The organism is Bacillus sp. LBA3-1-1.1 (genome assembly GCF_040676495.1).
Lineage (GTDB): Bacteria > Bacillota > Bacilli > Bacillales > Bacillaceae_G > Bacillus_A > Bacillus_A nitratireducens.
Window position 1 is genome coordinate 79,766 of record NZ_JBEGIB010000018.1, and the last position, 17,010, is coordinate 96,775.

16 protein-coding genes and 1 pseudogene are annotated in these 17,010 nt (G+C 36.1%); 12 read left to right on the plus strand and 5 right to left on the minus strand.

From position 1 onward, the window contains the following. Positions 1-86: 86 nt before the first annotated feature. The 5 genes and pseudogenes from MRBLBA3_RS15245 to MRBLBA3_RS15265 all read left to right on the plus strand — a co-directional run bounded on the left by MRBLBA3_RS15245 (position 87) and on the right by MRBLBA3_RS15265 (position 5,960). Positions 87-856: pseudogene (locus MRBLBA3_RS15245) on the plus strand (helix-turn-helix domain-containing protein). Between the two features lie 172 nt (positions 857-1,028). Continuing rightward, positions 1,029-2,642 (plus strand): long-chain fatty acid--CoA ligase, encoded by a 1,614-nt coding sequence (locus MRBLBA3_RS15250; protein WP_071735560.1) that lies wholly within the window; start codon positions 1,029-1,031, stop codon positions 2,640-2,642. Between the two features lie 123 nt (positions 2,643-2,765). Further along, positions 2,766-3,341 carry a biotin transporter BioY gene (locus tag MRBLBA3_RS15255; protein WP_363381956.1) on the plus strand — a complete coding sequence of 192 codons (576 nt, stop codon included), beginning with the start codon at positions 2,766-2,768 and terminating at the stop codon, positions 3,339-3,341. Between the two features lie 65 nt (positions 3,342-3,406). Then, positions 3,407-4,870, plus strand: a complete 1,464-nt coding sequence (locus MRBLBA3_RS15260; protein WP_363381959.1) for an acyl-CoA synthetase — start codon at positions 3,407-3,409, stop codon at positions 4,868-4,870. Beyond that, positions 4,863-5,960, plus strand: coding sequence for an acetyl-CoA C-acyltransferase (locus MRBLBA3_RS15265; protein WP_363381961.1), 1,098 nt, complete (start codon positions 4,863-4,865; stop codon positions 5,958-5,960). The genes MRBLBA3_RS15260 and MRBLBA3_RS15265 overlap by 8 nt, the downstream gene beginning before the upstream one ends. An 8-nt stretch (positions 5,961-5,968) precedes the next feature. On the opposite strand, the gene MRBLBA3_RS15270 is transcribed toward MRBLBA3_RS15265, so the two are convergent. Then, a complete protein-coding gene (locus MRBLBA3_RS15270) occupies positions 5,969-6,550 on the minus strand; it encodes a DUF6434 domain-containing protein (protein WP_363381964.1) in 582 nt (193 codons plus the stop codon). Positions 6,551-6,654: 104 nt separating this feature from the next. On the opposite strand from MRBLBA3_RS15270, the gene MRBLBA3_RS15275 reads away from it, so the two are divergent. After that, positions 6,655-7,098: an NUDIX hydrolase gene (locus MRBLBA3_RS15275; protein WP_363381967.1), complete on the plus strand. Its 444-nt coding sequence runs from the start codon at positions 6,655-6,657 to the stop codon at positions 7,096-7,098. 44 nt (positions 7,099-7,142) lie between these two features. Here MRBLBA3_RS15275 and MRBLBA3_RS15280 read toward each other — a convergent pair whose 3' ends face one another. Next, positions 7,143-8,345: an alanyl-tRNA editing protein gene (locus tag MRBLBA3_RS15280; protein WP_363381970.1), complete on the minus strand. Its 1,203-nt coding sequence runs from the start codon at positions 8,343-8,345 to the stop codon at positions 7,143-7,145. Positions 8,346-8,479: 134 nt separating this feature from the next. Between MRBLBA3_RS15280 and MRBLBA3_RS15285 the strand changes: the two genes are divergently transcribed. Both MRBLBA3_RS15285 and MRBLBA3_RS15290 read left to right on the plus strand, forming a co-directional pair. Continuing rightward, entirely contained in the window at positions 8,480-8,887 is a 408-nt protein-coding gene (locus tag MRBLBA3_RS15285) for a hypothetical protein (RefSeq protein WP_000119681.1), read from the plus strand. A gap of 65 nt (positions 8,888-8,952) precedes the next feature. Next, positions 8,953-10,191 (plus strand): MDR family MFS transporter, encoded by a 1,239-nt coding sequence (locus tag MRBLBA3_RS15290; protein WP_363381973.1) that lies wholly within the window; start codon positions 8,953-8,955, stop codon positions 10,189-10,191. A gap of 50 nt (positions 10,192-10,241) precedes the next feature. On the opposite strand, the gene MRBLBA3_RS15295 is transcribed toward MRBLBA3_RS15290, so the two are convergent. Both MRBLBA3_RS15295 and MRBLBA3_RS15300 read right to left on the minus strand, forming a co-directional pair. Continuing rightward, complete coding sequence (locus MRBLBA3_RS15295; RefSeq protein WP_363381976.1) at positions 10,242-10,622, minus strand: Hsp20 family protein; 381 nt, start codon at positions 10,620-10,622, stop codon at positions 10,242-10,244. 124 nt (positions 10,623-10,746) lie between these two features. Continuing rightward, positions 10,747-10,869: a small acid-soluble spore protein P gene (locus MRBLBA3_RS15300; RefSeq protein ID WP_363381979.1), complete on the minus strand. Its 123-nt coding sequence runs from the start codon at positions 10,867-10,869 to the stop codon at positions 10,747-10,749. Positions 10,870-10,990: 121 nt separating this feature from the next. Between MRBLBA3_RS15300 and MRBLBA3_RS15305 the strand changes: the two genes are divergently transcribed. Further along, positions 10,991-11,254, plus strand: a complete 264-nt coding sequence (locus MRBLBA3_RS15305) for a hypothetical protein (protein WP_001146298.1) — start codon at positions 10,991-10,993, stop codon at positions 11,252-11,254. Between the two features lie 46 nt (positions 11,255-11,300). Then, complete coding sequence (gene pdaB, locus MRBLBA3_RS15310; RefSeq protein ID WP_000744280.1) at positions 11,301-12,026, plus strand: polysaccharide deacetylase family sporulation protein PdaB; 726 nt, start codon at positions 11,301-11,303, stop codon at positions 12,024-12,026. Positions 12,027-12,063: 37 nt separating this feature from the next. On the opposite strand, the gene sspO is transcribed toward pdaB, so the two are convergent. Next, entirely contained in the window at positions 12,064-12,213 is a 150-nt protein-coding gene (sspO, locus tag MRBLBA3_RS15315; protein WP_002111139.1) for an acid-soluble spore protein SspO, read from the minus strand. A gap of 290 nt (positions 12,214-12,503) precedes the next feature. Between sspO and acnA the strand changes: the two genes are divergently transcribed. Continuing rightward, entirely contained in the window at positions 12,504-15,227 is a 2,724-nt protein-coding gene (gene acnA / locus MRBLBA3_RS15320; protein WP_363381984.1) for an aconitate hydratase AcnA, read from the plus strand. Between the two features lie 51 nt (positions 15,228-15,278). Further along, positions 15,279-17,000 (plus strand): ABC transporter ATP-binding protein, encoded by a 1,722-nt coding sequence (locus MRBLBA3_RS15325; protein WP_363381986.1) that lies wholly within the window; start codon positions 15,279-15,281, stop codon positions 16,998-17,000. Positions 17,001-17,010: the final 10 nt, after the last annotated feature.

The following is a 17,010-nucleotide window of genomic DNA, read 5'->3' on the forward strand; positions in this document are numbered from 1 at the left end:
AGTTGACAAAGTGCAACCGCAGGAAGATAGAGATAGGAGCAATGTTTATATACAATTTAGTTAAGAAAACAAGGGGGGACACACATATGGGATTTGGTGAGAAACTTTTTAAATTAAGAAAGGAAAAAGGCCTTTCTCAAGAAGCGTTAGCTGAGAAATTAAACACGACAAGGCAAGCGGTCAAGGTTTTCCAGAAACTGAAAAGTTAATAATGATTGGAAATGTATTTGAAGTATCGCTTGATTACTTATTAAAAGAAACTGCTGAGCAAAGTAATGAAAAGGAACATGGTTATTATGTAAGTAAGGAAATGGCAGAAGGGTATATAGTATATGGGCAAAAAATTTCTAAATATATCGCATTAGGGTTTAGTATGCTTATTTTATCTACAATACCGTATTTATTATTTAAAGAAGATCCAACAATGTCTACATTCCTTACCATTATTATTGCTGTCCTTGGAATTGGAGCGATTATGGTACCTGTAACGATAGAAGAGAGTCGATACAATGTATTGAAAAAGGAAGAACTACTATTTGATCCAAACTTTTTAAAAGAATTGACAAAAAGATATGCGACTATTAAAAAGAAATATGCTGCAGTAGTAATCGTTGGACTTTGTTTCATAGCAGCGGGTGCAATACCATTTTTGTTTGAGAAAAAGCATATCACTTCAGGAGAGTTAGTACAGTATTATCCTTACTGTGTTGTTCTTATTGCTATAGGTTTCTATCTTTTCGTTCGCGTTTTAGGAGTGTTAGAAACATATAAACTTTTAGTTGAAAATGAAGAGTACAGTAATCGTTTCATTTTTAAATTAAAAAAGAAAGTAAGGAAAAAGGTAGATAGTTTTTAAATAGGAGAGAACCATGTTTTGTATCGTATGTATTCAAAACATGGTTTTTCTGTATTTTCTGAATTATTTCCAAAGAAATAATTCAGAAAATACAGAAAAATATCGTAATTATTTGTAGAAGTCTGTTATAATGAACGAAATGAAAACGCTTTAAAGGGAGGATGTAAACAATATGATGATGAATGTACCTCTAACAATTAGTTCTATGATGGAAAGGGCAGAAAAACTATTCCCAAAGAAAGAAATTATTTCACGGACACATGATACAGTTACGACATTAACGTATAAGCAGCTAGGGGAAAGGACAAGAAGACTTTCAAGTGCGTTAAAAAAGCTTGGGATTAAAGAAGGCGAGCGCATAGGAACGTTAGCGTGGAATCATCATCGACATGTGGAGGCATATTTTGCTATTCCAGGTATTGCTTCCGTATTACACACAATTAATATTCGTTTATCTCCTCAACATATTTCATACATTATTCAACATGCAGAAGATCGTATTTTACTTATTGATGAAGATCTTGTACCACTCATTGAGAATATCCAGTCTGAATTATCGACTGTACAAGCATATATTATTATGACTGATAAAGAGGAGCTCCCAAAAACTACACTTCAGCCTGTATATCATTATGAGAAACTTTTAGAAGAAGGCGAGCCAAATTTCCAATTTGTTAAAGATATTGATGAAAATACACCTGCTGGTATGTGTTATACGTCAGCGACTACAGGGAATCCAAAAGGTGTTGTTTATACACATCGTAGTACAGTGTTGCACTGTATGGCACTCGGATTAGCGGATACGACAGCTTTATCGGAAAGTGATGCAGCAATGGCTATTGTGCCAATGTTTCATGTGAACGCTTGGGGACTTCCTTTTGCGGCTACTTGGTTTGGGGCAAAACAAGTTCTTCCGGGACCGATGTTTACACCGAAAATTTTATTAGAAATGATGCAAACTGAAAAAGTAACGATAGCTGCGGGTGTGCCGACAATTTGGCTTGGTGTTTTACAAGAGTTAGAAAATAATAGTTATGATTTATCTAGTATAACGAGATTACTATGCGGAGGCGCAGCTGCACCGAAAAGCGTTATTAAAGCGTTTGAGCAAAAATATAATGTTCCTTTCGTCCATGCATATGGCATGACTGAAACGAGTCCACTCGTAACGCTTGCACGTCTAAAAAGCTATGAAACAGATTTGGCGTATGAAGAACAACTTGAGATAAGATCTAAGCAAGGATATCTTGTCCCTGGTGTAGAGATGAAAGTAGTCGGTACAAGTGGTGAAGTGAAGTGGGACGGTACGGAGATGGGAGAACTATGTTTACGAGCGCCATGGATCGCTGCAAGCTATTATAACGATGAGCGTACTGTCGAAGGTTTTCGTGATGGATGGTTATATACAGGAGATGTCGTTACGGTTGATGAGGAAGGGTGCGTAAAGATTGTTGATCGTACGAAGGATGTTATTAAAAGCGGGGGAGAATGGATTTCCTCAGTTGATCTTGAAAATGCTCTAATGGCACATGAAGCTATATTTGAGGCGGCTGTCGTTGCAATTCCACACCCGCAGTGGCAAGAGCGTCCAGTTGCCTGCGTTGTACAAAAGAAAAATAGTACTGTTACAAAAGAAGAACTATATGAATTTTTAAAACCACAGTTTGCGAAGTGGTGGTTACCAGACGATATTGTATTTATGGAGGAAATTCCGAAAACATCTGTTGGGAAGTTTTTAAAACAGGCGCTTAGGAAAGAACTTGAGCATTTGCATAAAGAGAAATAATCGAATTTTTATTTGTAAACTTATTTTTAATTTCAGTTGACAAGAATCGAATGGAAAGATAATATAACTCCTATAATATGTTATCTAAAAAATATTTTAAGTTTACAAATAGGAGAAGCAAATATGAATACAAAAAACTTAGTTTTCGTCGCTTTATTTAGTTCTATTATGGGAGTGTTAGGGTTAATACCTCCAATTGCTCTTGCTATTACACCAGTTCCGATTACATTACAATCACTCGGTGTTATGCTTGCTGGTGGGTTGTTAGGCTCACGTCTTGGTGCATTAAGTCAGCTTATTTTCTTACTTATAGTTGGAGTTGGAGCACCATTACTTGCGGGTGGACGAGGTGGTCCAGGTGTATTTGTTGGGCCAAGTGCAGGATATTTACTTGGTTATATCATTGGAGCGTTTGTTATTGGTTATTTAATTGAGCGTTTACGTGAAGTTTCTATTATAAAGGTATTATGTATTAATATAATTGGTGGTATTTTCGTAGTTTATGTATTTGGTATTACTGTACAAGCTTTCTTAATGGGGGTTTCCGTATGGGAAACGATGAAAGTGAGTGCTGTGTTCTTACCAGGGGATTGCATAAAAGCAATTATAGCAGCAATTCTCGTGACAAAATTACATCGTTCATTGAAACACATTATTACGCCCGCTTTAAAGAATAGAAAATATACAAATGCGGGATAAGAAAGAGAAGAAACACGTTCATTGCGTGTTTCTTTTTATTATTTTGTAGAGAAAGGATATTTCATATGGGAATTACAAAAGAATACAAAAAGTATGCCTCTTTACAACCGAATAAAATAGCAATTAAAGAAAATGATAGAGTGTTAACATATAAAGATTGGTACGAGTCAGTTTGTAAAGTAGCAAACTGGTTGAATGAAAGTGAATCGAAGAATAAAACAGTAGCAATTGTATTAGAAAATTGTGCTGAGTTTTTACAAATATTTGCTGGTGCTGCTATGGCTGGGTGGGTTTGTGTGCCGCTAGATATAAAATGGAAACGAGATGAGCTTAAAGACAGACTAGTGATTAGTAAACCAGATGTTATTGTGGCGGAGCAGTATAGGCTCAATGATATATCCTGCGAAGAAGGAAGGATTATTGAGCTTGAAGAATGGAAAGAAATGATTGAGAACTATCTTCCTATCTATCATTCTGTAGAAAATGTACAAGACGCTCCTTTTTATATGGGATTTACATCGGGATCAACAGGAAAGGAAAAAGCATTTTTACGTGCGCAACAGTCGTGGGTTCATAGTTTTGATTGTAATGTACATGACTTTCATATGAAAAAGGAGGATTCTATTTTAATAGCTGGGACGCTTGTTCATTCTCTTTTCTTATACGGGGCAATAAGTACATTATTTCTAGGACAAACGGTACACATAACGAGAAAATTTGTACCAGTTCAAGTGCTATCTAGTATAAAGATAGAGAATATTTCTGTAATGTATACAGTCCCTACAATGCTTGAGTCTTTGTATAAAGAAAATAAAGTAATTGAAAGTGAAATGAAAATTATTTCGTCAGGAGCGAAATGGGAAGCTGAAGCGAAAGAAAAGATGAAGAATATGTTTCCTTATGCAAAAAGATATGAATTTTATGGTGCGTCGGAGCTAAGCTTTGTAACGGCATTGGTCGATGAAGAGAGTGAAAGAAAGCCGACTTCAGTGGGGAAAACTTGTCATAATGTACAAGTTCGAATATGTAATGAAGCAGGAGAAAAAGTACGGACAGGCGAGATAGGAACTGTATATGTGAAAAGTGATCAGTTTTTTATGGGTTATGTATCGGATGGAGCTATTATCCCGCAATTGACCAAAGATGGTTGGATGACAGTACAAGATGTGGGCTACCAAGATGGAGAAGGATTTATATATATTGTTGGTAGAGAGAAGAACATGATTTTATTTGGAGGAATCAATATTTATCCAGAAGAGATAGAAAGTTTGCTATATACGCATCCAGCTGTTGAAGAAATTGTTGTTGTTGGTATAAAAGATAGTTATTGGGGTGAAAAGCCTGTCGCTATCGTAAAAGGAAGTGCTACAAAGCAACAATTAAAGAGTTTTTGCTTACAACGATTATCATCTTTTAAAATACCGAAAGAATGGCACTTTGTTGATGAAATACCTTATACAAATAGCGGGAAGATTGCTCGTATCGAAGCAAAAAGTATGATTGAAAACCGGGAGAAGATATATGAATAGGGCGGTTATTGTAGAAGCGAAAAGAACACCTATTGGTAAAAAAAACGGGATGTTGAAAGATTATGAAGTTCAGCAATTAGCAGCACCACTTCTTACGTTTCTAAGCAAAGGAATTGAGAGAGAAATAGATGATGTCATATTAGGAAATGTCGTTGGACCAGGAGGTAACGTTGCAAGATTATCTGCTTTAGAAGCAGGGCTCGGTTATCATATACCTGGCGTAACGATTGATCGGCAATGCGGTGCTGGATTGGAAGCCATTCGCACCGCGTGTCATCTCATTCAAGGTGAGGCGGGTAATTGTTATATTGCAGGGGGAGTAGAGAGTACAAGTACGTCATCTTTTCAAAGTAGAGCGAGGTTTTCGCCTGAAACAATTGGGGATCCAGATATGGGATTAGCGGCTGAGTATGTTGCAGAGAAGTATAACATAACGAAAGAGATGCAAGATGAGTATGCTTGTCTTAGCTATAAAAGAACGCTGCAAGCACTGAAAAAAGGATATATACAAGAAGAGATATTACCTCATTATTTTAATGGATTATTAGACGAAGCTATAAAACGAGAAATGAATTATGAAAGAATGATTAAAAGAACGAAACCTGTATTTTTACAAAATGGAACAGTAACGGCAGGGAATTCGTGTGGTGTAAATGACGGGGCATGTGCCATTCTTGTAATGGAAGAACGACAAGCTCGGAAATTAGGATACAAGCCTGTTCTTCGTTTCGTTCGTAGTGCTGTAGTTGGAGTTAATCCGAATCTTCCAGGGACAGGTCCGATATTTGCAGTGAATAAATTATTAAATGAAATGAATGTAAAAGTAGAGGATATAGATTATTTTGAAATAAATGAAGCATTTGCTTCAAAAATTGTGGCATGTGCAAAGGAGTTACAAATTCCGTACGAAAAATTAAATGTAAATGGTGGTGCAATTGCGCTCGGTCATCCGTACGGTGCGTCTGGAGCTATGCTTGTAACACACTTATTTTATCAGGCGCAAAGAGAGCATATGAAATATGGAGTTGCGACATTAGGAATTGGTGGGGGAATTGGACTTGCTCTATTATTTGAAAAAGTAGAAGACTAGCAAGATAACTAGTTTTCTACTTTTTGAGGAACATAAACATTGCTACCAGGTTTTGCTTTTATTTCATTCCAAGCAGCAATCGCATCAGCTTTTGATTTTCCTTTGTTGTATGGGTCTTCGAAAAAAGCACGAGTAAAACGATTGTATTCAAATTGTGTGCCGATAGTTGTTTTATAGGATGGGTCTTTTTTACGTTCGTTTTCTTCGTACCAAAACAATATAGCGTCTTCATATGTTTTTCCGATATTCTCTTTGAAAAACTTTTGAAGAGCTACTGTAAAGCGAAAGTTTGCTCCGATTTTTTCTTTGAAAAAAGCACGAACATCTTCGCTACAGCGGTGATTGTTAGTAATAACAGTTTGAAGGGAAAGATCTTTATAGGATAGGGAGGCTTTACTCACTTTTTGCCCAGAACTGTTTTTTAATATTTTACCAGTATTTAAATAATGTGAGATACGCTCGGTTATTTCGATCTTAGAGCCACTAGCTGGCAAACCATGCTCACGACAAAATGTTTGGAGTTCTGCTTTTAACCAATAATAGTTTTGGAAATCTTCAAGTGATATAGACTTTGTTAAAGGTGGACGCATGAATGTAATAACTACTTTCTTCCATAATTTTCTTTAATTATAAAACGTATGTTCTTTTAGTGGAAGAATTAATTTGTAAATATAATGGGAAGAGGAGATTACATATGGAAAATGTAATGCAAGTTCGTGTTACGGGGATTTTAATTGAAGATGAAAAGATATTGATAGTAAAGCAAAAAGTGGCTAATCGCAATTGGTCTTTACCTGGAGGAAGGGTAGAGAATGGTGAAACGTTAGAAGAAGCGATGATTCGAGAAATGAGAGAAGAAACAGGGTTAGAAGTTAAAATTAAGAAGCTACTCTATGTTTGTGATAAACCGGATGCTAGCCCATCTTTATTGCATATTACGTTTTTGCTTGAAAGGATTGAAGGTGAAATTACGCTACCTTCTAATGAGTTTGATCATAATCCAATTCAAGATGTGCAAATGGTGCCGATTAAAGATTTAAGTCAGTATGGTTTTTCGCAAACTTTTATAACTCTTATAAGTGATGGTTTTGCAAATGCAGGGAGTTATCAAGGGGTGAAACAAAATATAGGTCTGTAAATAGAGATGAAGGATAGCTATTAGCTATCCTTCGCAAAAATATTTTACACCGCTGACTGTAAAGAAGAAACAAGCTGATTTAAAAATTCGTCCCCGGTCATAATTGCTTTTCCACCGCCGCGAGCACTCTTTTTATTTCCTCCGCCTTTTCCTTCAATTGTAGGAAGGGCATCTTTTAAAAGAGCATTCATATCGAGTGTCACTGCTTTACCACAAGCAAGAATACATTGTAATTTGTCCTCATTTTCAATAACGAAGTATGTAATTGCATGTTCTTGTTGTTCTGTAATAATAGCAGACAGTTTTGCAGTTTCTTGCATAGGGCGGTTTGTAAATACTTTAGAAATAAGTATACCACCGTGTATTTCTAAAGGCTGTTGCAGTAGTTCATTTGCCTCTGCAAATAATAATTTTTCATTCATTGTTTGTATTGCTTTTTCGTTTTCTTTTTGGGATGTAAGAAGTTGGGATACTTTTGCTGGAATATCAGTGTCGCTACTGTTCAATTGTTTAGAAACATCTTTCATAATTTGTTGTTGTTGTCCCATTAATTTTAGTGTGCGCCAGCCAGCGATAAACGTTAAGCGTATACCACCTTTATTGCGCTCCCATCCTAGTACTTGAATAGGCCCTACTTCACCTGTATGTTTCGGATGTGTTCCGCCACAGCCGTTATAATCGAAGTTTTCGATTATAACAACGCGTATATTTTCTGTCATAGTCGGTTCTTTGCGAAGAGGTAGTGTTTTCGCTTCTTCTAAGTTCATCCACTCTATACGGATCGGATGGTTTTCAAAAACAATTTTGTTGGCAATTTGCACTGCCTTTTCAACTGTTTCTACATGCAGATTTTCTGTTTCTAAATCAATTGTTATCGTTTCTTTTCCAAGATGGAATCCGATCGTAGGTATGTTAAAATGATCCCAAAAAGCAGCAGATAAAATGTGCTGAGCTGTATGTTGCTGCATATGATCAAAACGGCGATCCCAATCTATTTTACCCTCTACTTCTTCTGTATGTAATTGTTCTACTATGAAATGACGAATTTCTCCATTTACTTCTTCAACGTTACTTACCGGAATACCATTTAAAGTTCCAGTGTCGTGTGGTTGTCCGCCGCCTGTTGGATAAAATGCAGTTTCATTTAAGACAACATATAAGTTTCCTTCTGTACAATAATCTTGCTTTATAACTTTAGTAGTAAAGTCTATCTTATAAGCGTCGATGTAATATAATTTTTGCTCCAATTTTCTTTCCCCTTTCGTGTTAGCTAGTTTCATTGTAAAGCAATTGAAATTAGTTTCCTAATATTTCAGAAGAAAGAAACTATTTTTAGAATTTTCTTGCTATAATAAGAAGAAAATGCGGGGGTGAAATAAATATGTCATATGAAAACGGCGTAGATAAACTGCTTAGTTTAAGCAGAAATATTTCTGAATTATATCGAGAACTAAATGAAATGACCCGGATTTTAACGGACTGTAACCGAGAAAGTGTGAAATTTGATCGGTTATATGTAAAGGAGTTACTTTGGAAGAAAGAAGATGTACTAGAAAAATATGACCAACTACTTGTACAACTTTGTATTAATGAATGCTTTGATTTAAAGAGTGTCATTACAGGAGAATATAAGTATACATACGAAGAAGTAGAAAGCATAGTTTTACAATTTAATGAAACGTATAATGTCGCGATTTTAATTAAAGATGTTTGTAAGGAATTACAGTTTACATATGGAATTGATATGGACATAACGAGAACAGCTCGGGTACAAACATCTCAAGTATAAAAAGGGAAAAGAAAGCAGATCCTTTGCTTTCTTTTTTTTGTAGGAAAAGGGAGAGTAGGTTAGAGATGAAGGGGAAGTTACAACAGATTCATCCGCTTGGAATGACAATAATAATAGGGACTTTATTTGCGAGGTTCGCCACTTCAATGAGTATTCCTTTTTTAGCAATTTATTTAACGACTGTTAAAGGGGTATCAGCTGGAATGACGGGTGCTATTATCGGAACGAGTGCACTTGTTGGAGTTTTTGCTAGTTTTATCGGAGGGAATTTATCGGATCGATTCGGCCGAAAGATGATTATAATATGGTCCATGATTGTTTGGGTGTTTGTATTTATAGGTTTTTCAGTTGCAGATCATGTTTTAAGTTTCTTTTTATTAAATGCTTTGAATGGATTATGTAGGTCCTTTTTTGAATCGACTTCAAGAGCCTTATTATCAGATTTAACGAAACCAGAGTATCGTTTACTCGTATATAATTTGCGTTATGGTGCAATAAATGTTGGGGTGGCGATTGGTCCACTTGTCGGATTACAGATTGGAAGCGCAAAATCAACAATTCCTTTTTTAGTAGCAGCTGGAGTATACATTTTATATACAGCTATATTGGCGTTCCAATTTAAGAAGTATCCACTGGAACGAAAGAAAATAAATAAAGAAAAGCCTGTTACAATGTTAAATGCAATTCGTATTTTGCGAAAGGATGTAGTATTTTTAGTTGCTTTAGTCGGTATTATTTTGAGTAATTGTGGCTTTTCGCATTTAACGACGACAGTATCTCAATACTTTGCAAATGCACATATATTTCAGGATGGAGTAAAGTTGTTCTCATATATGCTAGCTTTAAATGCAATTACGGTAGTAGTTATTCAATACCCTGTTATTCAAATGTGTAAAAAGTATACGCCATTAGCGTCTATTATGGTTGGAACGTTATTTGTGAGCGGGGGATTGTTTGGATTTGGACTAGTAGAATCCATGTTAGGGGCAGCTATTTGTACAATTATTTTTACATTTGGAGAAGTTTTAATGTTCTCAATGACAGATGTATTTATTGATGAGATCGCTGATTCCAATCTGAAAGGAACATACTTCGGAGCGATGGGCTTTTCAGGAATTGGAGGAGTAATTGGTCCTTGGTTTGGGGGAGTACTTCTCGATTATTACGGGTATCAAAATGGATTTGTAGTATTTTTAGCGCTAGCTATATTTTCAACTGTAGCATTTCCTGTACTTTTAGTTACAAAAGGCTTATTGAAAAAAAGATATGATAGAAATTCTAATATAGAAATGCATGCGAAATAAAATAAGCCCCAGCAAGTTACTGGGGCTTATTTTTGTATTTATATTAACTCTCAATTTGAAAAAAGAACCTTCTTTTCATGCTTATCGGCAGCTTCGTTTTTGGAAATATGAATGGCTAAAAATCCATTCTCTAAGCAGGCCAGCATCTTCTTATAAATAATATTAGCGGGTAAAGGAATGGTCCGCTGTAAAGAAGTATTTTTATGAAGTATGCATATGTTTAGGCCTGTCTCCATCTTTTTAATGAGTACATTTTGTTCGGTCACATTTGGTACATCTGTTTCCAAAATGTATTCTTGTTCTGTTTCACAAAGGTCAATATGAATTTGATTTGGAAAACTAAAATTACTACAAGAATCAGAACAAAATTGTTCCATCCATTCTTCGAAACCATCAACATGAAAAAGACAATCCTTCTTTTTCTTGCCCATGTAAGACACCCTCCGTAAAATCTCAATTCATACTATGTTATGCATGAATGAACCAGGGGTGAAGAATAAATGGAAAAATATAAACATTGTATGTGGCAAAGGTAGCTAGTGTGAATGTTTTGTTTTACATATCATGATGCGCATGATTTTTTTGATGAGAATGATTACGGTTTTTTACCTTATGAGATCCGCTTAATGGTTCAGGTTGTCCTTTTTTTTCTTTCGATTCACGATTGTTTTTGCCCATTGTATATAACACCTCCTCTTCCTATTTAGAATGAGAGAAGTTTGCGAATTTATACGAGAATGTTTTTAGAAAAAAGGGTAAAGATAAATGGGACTAACTATTACAGAAAGGGGATCATATAATGCCATATCATAAAGATAAACAACAAGCTTTTCAAGCTGCACAGCAAGGAGTTACACAAGCAGAAAATATATTCAATAACATTGTGAAAAATGATCCAAACTACGGTCATGATTTAAAAGAGTTACGCCAAGAGGTCCAGGAAGCGTATGAACAGATTCAAAATGCGCTAGAAGTAGCTTCGGAAACACAACGTCCACAACTTGAGCAATACGAAAATAATCTCCAAAATATTATGCGAAATGTAGATCAATTAGAAAAGTAAATGAGGTTGTTGTGAATTCAACAACCTCAAAACTTTTAGAGCTAATATGAAGAAACAAAAAATTATACTACTAATTTTTTCTTTAATTTGTGCAGTACATATATTTCAAGTGGATAAAGTGGAAGCTAAAATGTTGTTACGAAAAGAGTTAGAGCCAACTGGCTATGTAACGTGGGAAGTGCCAAATAATGAAAAGGTTATTGCAATCACATTTGATGATGGTCCAGATCCAACATACACGCCGCAAATTCTAGATTTATTACATCAATATAAGGCGGAAGCAACTTTTTTTATGATTGGATTTCGAGTTCAGCGTAATCCATATTTAGTAAAACAAGTGTTGAAAGAAGGACATGAAATTGGAAATCATACGATGAATCATTTGTATGCGAGTAATTCATCAGATGAAAAATTAGAAAATGATATTTTAAATGGAAAGAAATATTTTGAAAGATGGGCGAAAGAACCGTTATTGTTCCGTCCACCAGGTGGATATATTAACGATGCTGTATTTACTACGGCAAAAAAAGCTGGGTATCAAATTGTTCTATGGTCATGGCATCAAGACCCTCGTGATTGGGCGAATCCAGGTACTGAATCCATTGTAAATCATGTTGTGAAAAATGCTAAAAGTGGAGATATTGTACTGTTACACGATGGGGGAAGTGATCGTAGTCAAACAGTGGCGGCGTTAGCAAAAATTTTGCCAGAGCTGAAAAAGCAGGGTTATCGATTTGTAACAGTTTCGGAGTTGTTACGTTATAAACATTAGAGAAAATCCCAAAAGGTATACCTTTTGGGATTTTTCGTTACTGATTCTTTTTTCTTTTCTTATTGTTTTGTCGTTCTGCTGGTGTTAAAGGTTCATTTGCGAACTCTTCGTTATAACCAGCTCCTTGTCCTTGTGCGGATGCAGCATTCATTCCTGAAATAATATGATTGGCTTTTCTTTTACCCATTTTTTTCACCTCTATAATGTTTTTTTATAGACGAACCATGAGTTGTTCATAGCATATATGAAAGTAAAGTAAAACGCTGAAAGAGCGCTTTACTTTATGGTAATAGTATTCATAAAGAGCATGGACACTATTCAAATTTAGAAAGATAAAGAAAACTTATGGTAATCCATAAGTTTCTTATTATTTACTTATTTAGAAAGTTGTAATAAGATATTATCGTAAGGTATTGAAAAGTTTGTCTACATTTTATATTCAGACAACTTAGTCACGTTTAACAGGGGGGAAACATAATGGTCAAACATAATCCATTTCAATCACGTGCAACTTTCGAAGTAGATGGAAAAACGTATCATTATTATCAATTGAAAGCGCTTGAAAACGCAGGGGTTGGCAACGTATCTCAATTACCATATTCCGTGAAAGTTTTACTTGAATCTGTACTTCGTCAAGTAGATGGACGCGTAATTACAGAAGAACATGTTACAAATTTAGCAAAATGGGGAACGAAAGATGTTCAAGATATCGATGTTCCATTTAAACCATCTCGTGTAATTTTACAAGATTTCACTGGCGTTCCAGCTGTTGTAGATTTGGCTTCACTTCGTAAAGCAATGGCAGACATGGGCGGAGATCCTGATAAAATTAATCCGGAAATTACTGTAGACCTTGTAATTGACCACTCTGTACAGGTTGATAGAGCGGGTACGGCAGACGCGCTTGCATTCAACATGGACTTAGAGTTTAAACGTAATGAAGAACGTTATAAATTTTTAAGCTGGGCACAAAAATCATTTGATAACTATCGTGCAGTTCCGCCAGCAACAGGTATCGTACACCAAGTAAACCTTGAGTATTTAGCACCAGTTGTTCACGCTGTGAAAAATGCTGAAGGTGACTTAGTTGCATACCCGGATTCATTAGTTGGAACAGACTCGCATACAACAATGATTAACGGTATCGGTGTTCTTGGATGGGGCGTTGGTGGTATTGAAGCAGAGGCAGGAATGCTTGGACAGCCTTCATACTTCCCAGTACCTGAAGTAATCGGTGTGAAATTAACTGGTACACTTCCAAGTGGTACTACAGCAACAGACGTTGCATTAAAAGTAACGCAAGTGTTACGTCAAAAAGGTGTAGTTGGTAAATTCGTTGAGTTCTTCGGTAATGGACTACAGAGTATGCCTTTAGCTGACCGTGCAACAATTTCAAATATGGCACCAGAATACGGCGCAACTTGTGGATTCTTCCCAATCGACGACATTTCATTAGAATACTTACGTTTAACAGGTAGAGATGAAGAGCAAATTCGCGTTGTTGAAGAATACTGTAAAGCGAACGGTTTATTCTATACAGCAGGCAGTAAAGATCCAATCTACACTGATCTTGTTGAAATTGATTTAAATACAATCGAATCTAACCTTTCTGGACCGAAACGCCCACAAGATTTAGTTCCACTTTCAGATATGAAAGATGCGTTCCACAAAGCTGTTGTAGCACCAGTTGGAACACAAGGACTTGGATTTAATGAGCAAGAGTTCGATAAAGAAGTGAAGGTTACATTAAAAGATAAAGAAGTAACGATGAAGACAGGTGCAATTGCAATCGCTGCAATTACAAGCTGTACAAATACATCAAACCCATACGTATTAATTGGGGCAGGTCTAGTTGCGAAGAAAGCAATTGAAAAAGGACTTGAAGTACCTGATTACGTAAAAACATCATTAGCACCAGGATCTAAAGTTGTTACAGAGTACTTAGATAAGTCTGGATTAACAACATATTTAGATCAATTAGGTTTCCAAACAGTTGGTTACGGCTGTACGACTTGTATCGGTAACTCTGGTCCATTAGCAGATGAATTAGAAGAAGCGATCGCAGCAAACGATTTATTAGTAACATCTGTTTTATCTGGTAACCGTAACTTTGAAGGTCGTATTCACCCGCTTGTAAAAGCGAACTACTTAGCATCACCACCACTTGTTGTGGCATATGCACTTGCAGGTACTGTTGATATTGACCTGAAAAATGATGAAATCGGTAAAGATGCAAATGGCAATGCTGTTTACTTCAACGATATTTGGCCATCAGCTAAAGAAATTGAAGACGTAGTTCAAAGTGTTGTTACATCTGAACTGTTCAAGAAAGAATATGCGCAAGTATTTAACAGCAATGAGCGTTGGAATGAAATCCAAACTTCAAATGAAGCTTTATATACTTGGGATAATGACTCAACATACATTCAAAACCCACCATTCTTTGAAGGTTTATCTAAAGAGCCAGGTGAAGTTGAAACATTATCAGGTTTACGCATAGTTGGTAAATTTGGTGACTCTGTAACGACAGACCACATCTCACCAGCAGGTTCAATCGGTAAGCATACACCAGCTGGACGCTACTTATTAGAAAACGGCGTACAACCAGTTGACTTTAACTCTTACGGTTCTCGTCGTGGTAACCATGAAGTTATGATGCGTGGTACATTCGCAAACATTCGTATTAAAAACCAAATCGCACCAGGAACAGAAGGCGGATATACAACATATTGGCCAACTGGTGAAGTAACATCTATCTATGATGCTGCTATGAAATATAAAGAAGATGGCACAGGCCTTCTAGTTGTTGCTGGTAAAGACTACGGTATGGGAAGTTCTCGTGACTGGGCTGCAAAAGGTACAAACTTATTAGGTATTAAAGCAGTAATCGCAGAAAGCTTCGAGCGTATTCACCGCAGTAACTTAGTATTAATGGGTGTATTACCATTACAATTTAAAGATGGCGACAGCGCTGAAACATTAGGTCTTGTTGGTGACGAGTCATTTGAAATTCAAATTGACAAAACGGTTAGACCACGCGATCTTGTAAAAGTAGTTGCAATCGATGCAGAAGGCAAAGAAAAAAAATTCGAAGTAGTGGCTCGTTTCGATAGTGAAGTTGAAATTGATTACTACCGTCACGGTGGTATCCTGCAAATGGTTCTTCGTGAGAAAATTGAAGAGTCAAAAGTGTCAAACTAAATAATTGAAATGAATGATAAGGAAGCTAACGTATGTTAGCTTCCTTATTTTATGGAAAGGGATGAAACCAATTGGTTTCATCCCTTTCTTTTTACTAAAAATGGAGGGAACGTCATGAAAGAGTATAAAAGAATATTGTTACCGTTACGACAAGAGAAAATATTAGTAGTAGCAGCCATATGTAGTGGAATAATTGCTGCCATTTTAAATTTATCTAGACCACTTTTAATGGGATTAATTGTTGGTAATCTTATTCAGAGGGAGTTAAAAGATGCATATATGTACATTGCATTGTTTGTGGGGAGTAGATTTATGATGTGGACGAATGCACTTGTGTTTGGTTATATAAGTGCAAAAGCGAGTCAACGTATATTACAAAAGAAGCGTATAGACTTATTACGTCACTTTTTTTCATTACCCTTTGAAGAAAGCGAGAAGGTAAAACAAGGAGAGCTAGAAACATTAGTCGTTTCTGATATCCCGAACTGGATAAGGTTATATGGATCTATATTAATCGAATATATTCATGCACTTGCGCAATTTATTGGTGCGCTCATAGCACTACAACATATAGATATACAGTTCATATGGTGGGTAACTCCGTTTTTATTTTTCAGTGCAATTGTTCCGATGCTTATGGGAAAAAAGGTAAGGAATATTGCGGGGATTGCTCAAAAAAATCAATCAAGTGTTGTAGAGATGATGTCACAGTTTGTAAAAGGTATACAAGATTTGCGCAGTTTACAAAAAGAGAGCTGGGCAATTGGTTTATTTAAAGGAGTTACAGTAACAGCTTATAAAACAGAAGTAAAGAAGACGATGTTGCAACGTTGTATTGGGATAGTTGGAACGGTAATAGAAACAGGCGCATATGTAGTCGTTCTTATTATAGGTGCACAAAAAATAATGAAGGGGGAAATGGAAGTCGGTTCGCTTGTGGCGGTATTAGCTACAATTGAGATGTTATTTTTTCCTGTTCGTTATGCAAGTGATTTATTGATGATGACACAAGTTGCTATTGCTTCGGCAAATCGAGTTTTTTGTTTTTTAAATATAGGAGCTGAATACAGAAATGTAGAGAGAGCGATGGGAATGAGTTTAACAAATGTTTCATTTCAAGAGAACGGTGAAGAGAGATGTAGAGTTAAAAATATTCATTTGCAAATTAATCCTGGTGAACTCGTCATTATTGTAGGAGAAAGTGGTGCAGGAAAAACAACGCTTTTAAAATTAATAACGGGTTTGTATAAAACATCTAACGGTAGCATTGTTTATTATGGTAATGGGGCTCGAATGACTACAGTGTGGCAAGAACCTCGTTTCTTTCGGACGACAGTAAAAGAGAATATGTATTTCGGGGAAGAGTATTTAGAAAACCAGTTAGCAAAAAATATTGAACTTGTAAATGTGAAGCCGATTATTAGGGATCTACCTGAAGGGATTCAAACTGTACTACATAAAAGCGGTGAAGAGTTTTCGGGAGGAGAAAGAAAACGTCTTGCATTATTGCGAGCGATTGTATCAAATCCAAATCTCATTATTTTAGATGAACCAACTGCGGGATTAGATCCGAGTAATCAAGAAGTGGTTTGGAATATGCTGAAAGGGTTAGGAGGGAATGTAACGAGAATTGTGACAACACATGATGTCGAGAGGGTGATGATAGCAGATCGAGTTGTGGTCATGAAGAATGGAATTGTTGTGGAATGCGGGGATCCTAGAGAATTATTAACGTGTAAGTCATTGTTTAAAGAGATGCTAATAAAAAGATAAGAGCTATATA

Excerpts from the sequence above, each read along its gene's own strand:
- MRBLBA3_RS15250 (WP_071735560.1), top strand. The coding sequence starts at position 1,029 with ATGATGATGAATGTACCTCTAACAATTAGTTCTATGATGGAAAGGGCA.
- MRBLBA3_RS15255 (WP_363381956.1), top strand. The coding sequence starts at position 2,766 with ATGAATACAAAAAACTTAGTTTTCGTCGCTTTATTTAGTTCTATTATG.
- MRBLBA3_RS15260 (WP_363381959.1), top strand. The coding sequence starts at position 3,407 with ATGGGAATTACAAAAGAATACAAAAAGTATGCCTCTTTACAACCGAAT.
- MRBLBA3_RS15265 (WP_363381961.1), top strand. The coding sequence starts at position 4,863 with ATGAATAGGGCGGTTATTGTAGAAGCGAAAAGAACACCTATTGGTAAA.
- MRBLBA3_RS15270 (WP_363381964.1), bottom strand. The coding sequence starts at position 6,550 with ATGCGTCCACCTTTAACAAAGTCTATATCACTTGAAGATTTCCAAAAC.
- MRBLBA3_RS15275 (WP_363381967.1), top strand. The coding sequence starts at position 6,655 with ATGGAAAATGTAATGCAAGTTCGTGTTACGGGGATTTTAATTGAAGAT.
- MRBLBA3_RS15285 (WP_000119681.1), top strand. The coding sequence starts at position 8,480 with ATGTCATATGAAAACGGCGTAGATAAACTGCTTAGTTTAAGCAGAAAT.
- MRBLBA3_RS15290 (WP_363381973.1), top strand. The coding sequence starts at position 8,953 with ATGAAGGGGAAGTTACAACAGATTCATCCGCTTGGAATGACAATAATA.
- MRBLBA3_RS15295 (WP_363381976.1), bottom strand. The coding sequence starts at position 10,622 with ATGGGCAAGAAAAAGAAGGATTGTCTTTTTCATGTTGATGGTTTCGAA.
- MRBLBA3_RS15300 (WP_363381979.1), bottom strand. The coding sequence starts at position 10,869 with ATGGGCAAAAACAATCGTGAATCGAAAGAAAAAAAAGGACAACCTGAA.
- MRBLBA3_RS15305 (WP_001146298.1), top strand. The coding sequence starts at position 10,991 with ATGCCATATCATAAAGATAAACAACAAGCTTTTCAAGCTGCACAGCAA.
- pdaB (WP_000744280.1), top strand. The coding sequence starts at position 11,301 with ATGAAGAAACAAAAAATTATACTACTAATTTTTTCTTTAATTTGTGCA.
- sspO (WP_002111139.1), bottom strand. The coding sequence starts at position 12,213 with ATGGGTAAAAGAAAAGCCAATCATATTATTTCAGGAATGAATGCTGCA.
- acnA (WP_363381984.1), top strand. The coding sequence starts at position 12,504 with ATGGTCAAACATAATCCATTTCAATCACGTGCAACTTTCGAAGTAGAT.
- MRBLBA3_RS15325 (WP_363381986.1), top strand. The coding sequence starts at position 15,279 with ATGGAAAGGGATGAAACCAATTGGTTTCATCCCTTTCTTTTTACTAAA.